8 protein-coding genes are annotated in these 7,056 nt (G+C 38.4%); 2 read left to right on the plus strand and 6 right to left on the minus strand.

Features of this window, described 5'->3' with window-relative positions:
- Positions 1-847, minus strand: an 847-nt coding sequence (locus ACIR310F_RS21850; RefSeq protein WP_196803185.1) for a CPBP family intramembrane glutamic endopeptidase, incomplete at its 3' end; no start/stop codon positions are given.
- Between the two features lie 204 nt (positions 848-1,051).
- Positions 1,052-1,480 (minus strand): AbrB family transcriptional regulator, encoded by a 429-nt coding sequence (locus ACIR310F_RS0108075; RefSeq protein WP_028083393.1) that lies wholly within the window; start codon positions 1,478-1,480, stop codon positions 1,052-1,054.
- Positions 1,481-2,725: 1,245 nt separating this feature from the next.
- On the opposite strand from ACIR310F_RS0108075, the gene ACIR310F_RS0108080 reads away from it, so the two are divergent.
- Entirely contained in the window at positions 2,726-3,733 is a 1,008-nt protein-coding gene (locus ACIR310F_RS0108080; protein ID WP_081677567.1) for a succinate dehydrogenase/fumarate reductase iron-sulfur subunit, read from the plus strand.
- A 68-nt stretch (positions 3,734-3,801) separates the two neighbouring features.
- Here ACIR310F_RS0108080 and ACIR310F_RS0108085 read toward each other — a convergent pair whose 3' ends face one another.
- The 4 genes from ACIR310F_RS0108085 to psbX form a co-directional block, all read right to left on the minus strand.
- A complete protein-coding gene (locus ACIR310F_RS0108085; RefSeq protein WP_051289507.1) occupies positions 3,802-4,326 on the minus strand; it encodes a TolB family protein in 525 nt (174 codons plus the stop codon).
- Between the two features lie 214 nt (positions 4,327-4,540).
- Positions 4,541-5,101, minus strand: a complete 561-nt coding sequence (locus tag ACIR310F_RS0108090) for a TolB family protein (protein ID WP_028083396.1) — start codon at positions 5,099-5,101, stop codon at positions 4,541-4,543.
- Positions 5,102-5,155: 54 nt separating this feature from the next.
- Positions 5,156-6,082, minus strand: coding sequence for a Ycf66 family protein (locus tag ACIR310F_RS0108095; protein WP_028083397.1), 927 nt, complete (start codon positions 6,080-6,082; stop codon positions 5,156-5,158).
- Between the two features lie 244 nt (positions 6,083-6,326).
- Entirely contained in the window at positions 6,327-6,446 is a 120-nt protein-coding gene (psbX, locus tag ACIR310F_RS0108100; protein WP_028083398.1) for a photosystem II reaction center X protein, read from the minus strand.
- A gap of 252 nt (positions 6,447-6,698) precedes the next feature.
- Here psbX and ACIR310F_RS0108105 point away from each other — a divergent pair, with 252 nt between their 5' ends.
- Entirely contained in the window at positions 6,699-6,989 is a 291-nt protein-coding gene (locus ACIR310F_RS0108105; RefSeq protein WP_028083399.1) for a YggT family protein, read from the plus strand.
- The last annotated feature ends 67 nt before the right edge of the window (positions 6,990-7,056 follow it).

Here is a 7,056-nt window from a genome sequence, read left to right on the forward strand (position 1 = left end):
ATAAAAGCGCTACCCCTGTTGCCAAAATGGACATAATTCCTGTTAATCCCGCTAAGGGTTTTTTATTTTTACCCGTCACCCATTCAGAAATTTTATCTGTGTAGGTAATTAATCCTACTGTATCTATTGTAGCAATAGCCCATACCCAACCAGCATGAAGTCCCCATGCTATCCCTAAATTATTACCATCAGTTAATCTGGCTAATACTAATACCATGCCCATTAACCATAGTCCAGGAAGTTGAGGAATAGTTTCTTTTTGTTCCCATACCAAATGTAAAATAGCAAAAACTAAGCTAGAAATAATTGCGGCTAACCAAACTGAATAATTCTGCTCTAATTTGGTCAATAAAAATCCCCGAAATACAAGTTCTTCTATTCCCCCTACAAACCAAGCCACTAAGAAAATTGTTAGGAAACTAGATGGTATTAACTTGATATTAGGTTTTTCTAAATAGCACCAACCCAGACAGATTTGACCAAAGAATACTATGGCTAAAATGAAAACACCCAAGCCAAAACCAAGTAATAAAGAACGGAAAATAGAAACTTTTCCCACTAATCCATAATCAGAAAAAGAACCCAAGTTCAACCATTGAAATCCCCAGAGAATGAAAGGAACTAATAAGTAGAGAGACACCAATAAAGGAACTTTTTGCTCTGGTTGCAAAGATTGGTGTATTTGCCAAGGGCGGGTAATGGCTAAAATTGCTACTAATGGTAACCAACAACCTACCCAGATCATAAAAAAAGCCATGACCGAAAATACTGGTGTATGTTTAAGTAACTCCAGCAAAATATTGGCCGATGACTGCAAAAATGACAGTAGAATAGATATAAAAAACACGGCTAACTTCCCGAAAAATATATTTCTTGATTAATAATCAAGAATCTACCAGAATTTGTCACCCATGGCGGAAGCTAAATCGTTTTTTTATGTCTTATGTCACCGACATCATAAATTATTAAACTACAGCTAATACTTAGCTGTAGCTTTAGGGATAAATTCGTTAATATTGACTTGAAATTGATCCCTAATCAGTGCAAGAATTTATTCTTCTACATCTGATTCATCAGTATCATCATCATCAGACTGAGTTAATTGTTTCTCACTTTCGCTTAACTGAATCAAGTGAATGTGTTTGTAACCTAGTCTAATTTCAAATTCATCACCAGGTTTTAAACCCATAGCTTTGGTGTAGGTCGCGCCAATCACGATTTGACCATTTTGGTGTACACTCACCCGGTATGTCGGTTCACGGCCACGACCATCTTTAGGTGCTTCTGGACTAAGGGGAATACCTCTAGCTGACAGTAAAGCATCATAAAAATCTGTGAGATTAACGCGAACTTGGCTATTTTTAGTAATGGTGTAGTACCCACACTGTTTTGCTCTTTCTCGACGCGGTAAAGTTGAAAGTTCTTTAACTTTCGCTAGTAGTGTTTTTCCGGTTAATGGGGCAGTTGCAGTTTCAGTCATTATGCTCTAATTTTCCTTAATCTCTTCAAACCGATAGGGTAGCCTGGCCTTAGCCACGCAAAAATTTTCTCTGAATCTAGTATTGAGCTTTTTAGCTAGGGACCAGATTTCACAAAGCAGATAGATAGAAGGGTGATGGATGAATTTCTGCTGATATGGAAGCACTAAAATAGTCTATTATAGATAACTATAATAGCAGTCTAAGTCATGGCTGCCACAGACATTAATTCCAGTAATTTTACCGCGATTTTAACCATCATTGGCCATCAGAAATTAAATTATTTTCTCTTTGGGCAGCTGAGTGCGGTGTAACTTCCAGCCACCTTTACAAATCAGGTTAGTTCTACTCCAAAAAAGTTGTAGAGCCAATAAATTACAGGTTTTTCACATTTAATGCTGACTTTTACCGCTTTTGAGTTATGGGCTTACACCTAATTCTCGTTTTTAGCTGAAGACAACATAGTATTTGTATGTGGTCTGACGACCATACACCCTTTGATTCTACCAGTAGAGACATGATTTTTCTAGTCTCTAGATTGTGAGAAAACCACAGAAGTTTTAGCCGTGCTTATGCGGTTATTGTTTCTGATTTTGTGAGTTCGTAATTTCCTATTAAATAGTAGCATGAAATAATAATAGCAAAATATTTTGGGAATTTTAAATTTAAATTGCCACTAAATTTTGCTCTAAATCCCTGAAGTTAAGCGGGTAAAAAGCAGGAGAGATTTTGGCTATGGTTGATGCTGTCAAGAGGATAATGTGAGGACTTTTATAAAAGTTAATCTGATTCAGATTGGCTTGGCTTGAGAGAATGAGTTAAATCAAGGGAATTTCTATGGCTTGGCCACAGCAGCTATCAGTGGTCAAAGACAAAAAGCGGGGAGAAAATCCTCGCTGTTGATCACGGTTAAATTCCCAGATCTGATGAAATTATCTACATTTTTCTAGAGGAAGAATAAATTTACCACATCTAGGGGGTATTTGATGGCGACTGGCAAATATTTTTATTGGTTGTAACACTTCTATATATTTAAAGATGTAGAGTTTTGATAATTAGGGCTTGACGAAATTCCTATTAAGTGCAAAGGATCAAGGGTAAAGGAGTAAAGCCTGTGGTTAACTTCAGCATAAAAGAAAACGATTTTTATACTTCATGCTGCATACTTCGTCCTTACATGTGCTGATGGTTTTTGAGATATATCTCAGAAGAGAAAAGATTTGATCCCAATATTTGGACTGATGATGATGGAAGTTATTTTTAAGATTGCTCGACAACAAGAAAATTCTCACCCTGTTTTCAAATCGTACCTTTTGCAGGTAGAACCAGGTAATACTATCCTGGATTGTCTGAATCAAATCAAGTGGGAACAAGATGGGACTTTAGCATTTCGCAAAAATTGTCGCAATACAATTTGTGGTAGTTGTGCTGTGAGGATTAATGGCCGTTCTGCTTTGGCTTGTAAGGAAAATGTAGGGGGTGAACTGGCCAGACTGGAAAAAATCTCATCATCTCACAATCAGTCTCAAACTACTCCAGAAATTACAGTAGCACCTTTGGGGAATATGCCTGTAATCAAAGATTTAGTTGTGGATATGAGCAATTTTTGGCATAATTTGGAGACGGTTGCTCCTTATGTCAGTACAGCGGGTAGACAAGTTCCTGAAAGGGAGTTTTTACAAACACCACAAGAAAGATCGCTCCTGGACCAAACGGGTAATTGTATTATGTGTGGAGCTTGTTATTCTGAATGTAATGCTGTTGAAGTCAATTCTGAATTTGTAGGTCCCCATGCTCTGGCTAAAGCATACCGCATGGTGGCAGATTCCCGTGATAGCAATACAGAACAAAGATTAGAAAACTATAGCGCGGGAACTCAAGGAGTGTGGGGTTGTACTCGTTGTCTTTACTGTGATTCGGTTTGTCCCATGGAAGTTGCTCCATTGGCGCAAATCACCAAAATTAAACAGGAAATTCTGGATAGTAAACACAAGAGTGACAGTCGTTCAATTCGTCACCGTAAAGTTTTAGTAGACTTAGTAAAACAAGGTGGTTGGATTGATGAACGTCAATTTGGACTCCAAGTAGTTGGTAATTATTTCCGGGATCTTCAGGGATTACTGAGTATTGCACCTTTGGGGTTACGAATGCTCGTCAGGGGGAAATTTCCCCTTTCCTTTGAACCCTCCCAAGGAACTCAACAAGTGCGTTCTCTGATCGAATCTGTACAAAATTCTGGACAAAATCAGTGTTAATTATATGCGATGATTAGTAATTTAGCCATGGGGAAGAATTTATTTTCTTCCTCGTTTTTAGCTTTTCCTTAACTTGGATCTTGACGAATATTCAATTTTCGTCCAAATCGGTCATAAACTAAAACGTCCCATTGTCCATTATTATTGTACTCAAAAGCAATTCTACTACCATCAGCACTAATTGTGGGATTGCGGACTTCTCCTTGTAGATCACCTGCTAAATTCCGTAATTGACGCACATCTTGATCATAAAGGATAATTTGTGTTCTTCCTTGACGACTCGCAGCAAAGACAATAAATTTACCATTTTCAGAAGCCGCAGGATGGGAAGCAATTGTATCAAAGGAATTTAATCCAGGTAAATCTACTAAATTACGAGTTAACGTATCAAACATATACACATCTTGACTTCCTCTGCGATCGCTGGTAAATATAATATATCGGCCAGAAATTTGCGGGTTTAATTCCGATGCAAAACTATTAAGACTTCTTCCCCCCGAATCAAAGGGGTAACTGAGTAGACGTGGATAGCCAAAACATCCAGTTAATAGAATTGAGCAGAAAAATAAAATAGTTGATATTTTGTAATTCATCGAAGCACAAAGCGACAAAAAAATTTTTTTAATTTTAAATTAAATCTAAATTTAAACAGGACTTACGCAACTGGTATAATCTCCTAAATTGTAGTGAGAACTTTAGTTCTCTCCTGGAGACCTTAAAAAAATAAGATCAGGGCTAAAGCCCTGACTACAAACAAATGATATGATAATTTCTTGTGACACTTGCTTGCGTAAGTCCTGTTTAATTTTAATTTTTAATTGAAACATTTGTACCATTAGGAATATCTAACTCAATAGTCGGACCCCTATCAAGAACCTCAATATCCCATTGTCCACGAGTAGAAGATTCAAACACAACATAACGGCCGTCAGGACTAATACTAGGATTTCTCACCCAACCACGAAAAGTAGGAGTGAGAATTTGTGACTGTTGGGAAGCACGATCATAAAGTGCAACTACTGGTCTACCCTGATCACTGGTGAGATAACAAATGTAGCGACCCGTATAACTGAGACTGGGACTTTCCGCAATTACTGATCCTCGATTTAACCCTGGTGTGGGAATAAAAGTTTGATTTTCTAAATCATATACCAACAACTGCTGATAACGATAGCGATTGGAGATCAAAGCCAAAAAACGTCCATTTCCACTGATAGCAGGTTGTTCCTCAGTATAGCGGCTATTGAGGGAGGTAACTCCCATAGGGATATCAGCAGCATTACAAGATACTAGTAAATTTGTAGTTCCCAAAATTAGGCTCCAATAAATTGATTTTTGGAGCCAGAAACTAGGTGTAAATGTTTTCACATTCCTGTTTTTCCGTTGTCCACCCCAAATATGGCCAATACCAAGATTTTAATTTTAAATATCGTCATTGAAATCGGAATTATCCGGCTCATTATTTGGCTTCTTAATGGGATTGTATGGTACATATTCAGTTGGGATAGCCTCATCATCATCCTGTCTTTTTGGGGGAACGGAATCTCTAGGTGGACGACGTTTTCTTGGTCTAGGAGTGGGGGTAACATCATCTTCACGGCTGTCTGGACTTTGGGGACGATTATTACTGCTATTATTGCGACGTGGTGGTTTTCTTAACTCATCTTGGGAGTTGGAACTTTCCCAATCATCAACTGTTTTGGGAGCAGAACCCCAATTTTCATCTTCATAGCCTGGGCTGGGAGGGCTAACAGAACGCCCGGAATTAGGACGACGCTTTCTTTCGCCTGAATCTGGTTTTTCCCTATTCCGTGGGCTTTGTGAACTGCGTGATGGTGCTTCATCATAATAGTCATCACGGCTAGAACGTTCATCTCGACTACCGCGAATTCTTGGACGTGGAGGGGCTTCCTCTTCTTCGTAGGGTAGAGGTTCTAAATCAGCATCCATTTCCGCTTGATAATTTCGTCGTTCTGAGTAAGAGTATTTTCTACTGACTTCTCGCTCATCATCTACAATGGGAGTATTACGTTTTGCTTGTTGTGTAGCTATACTACGTAGGCGAATACTTTCGACCGCAAAAAATACCGTAGAACCGACCAAAAGCAGTTGACCAAATTGTAAAATCGGGTCAAGTCGCCATCCTTGGAAGACGAGAATAAAACCACATAATAAACCAACTGCTGCAAAAAAGATATCTTGATCTCTTGACAGTTCAGGACGAACAGAACGAAGAAAGTATAGTGCTGCTCCAGCTACAGCCAAGAAAATTCCTAGAATACTGGCTGAGTTCGCTCCAAAATTTACCTGAGCCAAAACACTGGCTGAGTTTAGCCCAAAATTAATCATGACTATTTTCCTAAAATTAAATCTATGTTAACGAGTTCCAGTTAGTAAGCAAAATTAGAGTTAATTTAGATACTTGTGCGAACAAGTATACTCAGTTCACAAGAGTTAGACCTTCTACTTATTCTAAGTTAAATGCTCAACAGCCCATCACTACTTTAACTAGTCACAATATTATGCAATAATTCAGGAGTCTGGGAGAAAGGAGATAATTCTTCCCCAGTCTCCAGTCTCCAGTCTCCAGGGATTAAAAACGTTGGATTTTATCTTTTTGGCTAATGAAAATTAAACCAACAGTAGCAGGGATAACGACAATTGCAGTACCCCAGACCAGACTCCAAAGAAAATTTGCTAAAGAGGGTGTCATAGTTTTCGACCTTGTTTACACAGTTTATTCTTATTTTAATCTTGGATCACTTTCTTGAAAAGTGGACTGAGATTATTTATCTAACTTAGTATTTACTTGATTGATGATCCCAAGTCAATAACTTTGTTTTTGTATTCTCACAAGAAAATGACACCTTATGGCTAAAATTAAAGCAAGAATCCGTTACAAAGCTTAAAGTTTTTCAGCTTGCGCCCAAGTTTTGGATTTTATCACAGATAGTAGCTAAACAACATGACTGGTGTTAACTTGACTGCTTGGGTTCTTGGTCCATTTTTAGGAGTAATGACGTTTTTATTTATTTTCCGCATTATTCTGACATGGTATCCCCAAGTCCATCTCAATCGTCTGCCTTTTAGTCTAATCGCTTGGCCTACCGAACCCTTTTTAATCCCGTTGCGGAAGTTTATTCAACCTATTGGTGGTGTAGATATTACGCCGATTATTTGGGTGGGTATTTTTAGTTTTATCAGGGAAATTCTACTAGGTCAGCAGGGGTTACTGACCATGTTATACAGGGAATAGGGAATAGGGAACAGGGAACAGGGAACAGGGAACAGGGAACAGGGAACAGGGAACAGGGAACAGGGAA

The sequence above is a fragment of the Dolichospermum circinale AWQC310F genome (assembly GCF_000426925.1).
Lineage (GTDB): Bacteria > Cyanobacteriota > Cyanobacteriia > Cyanobacteriales > Nostocaceae > Dolichospermum > Dolichospermum circinale.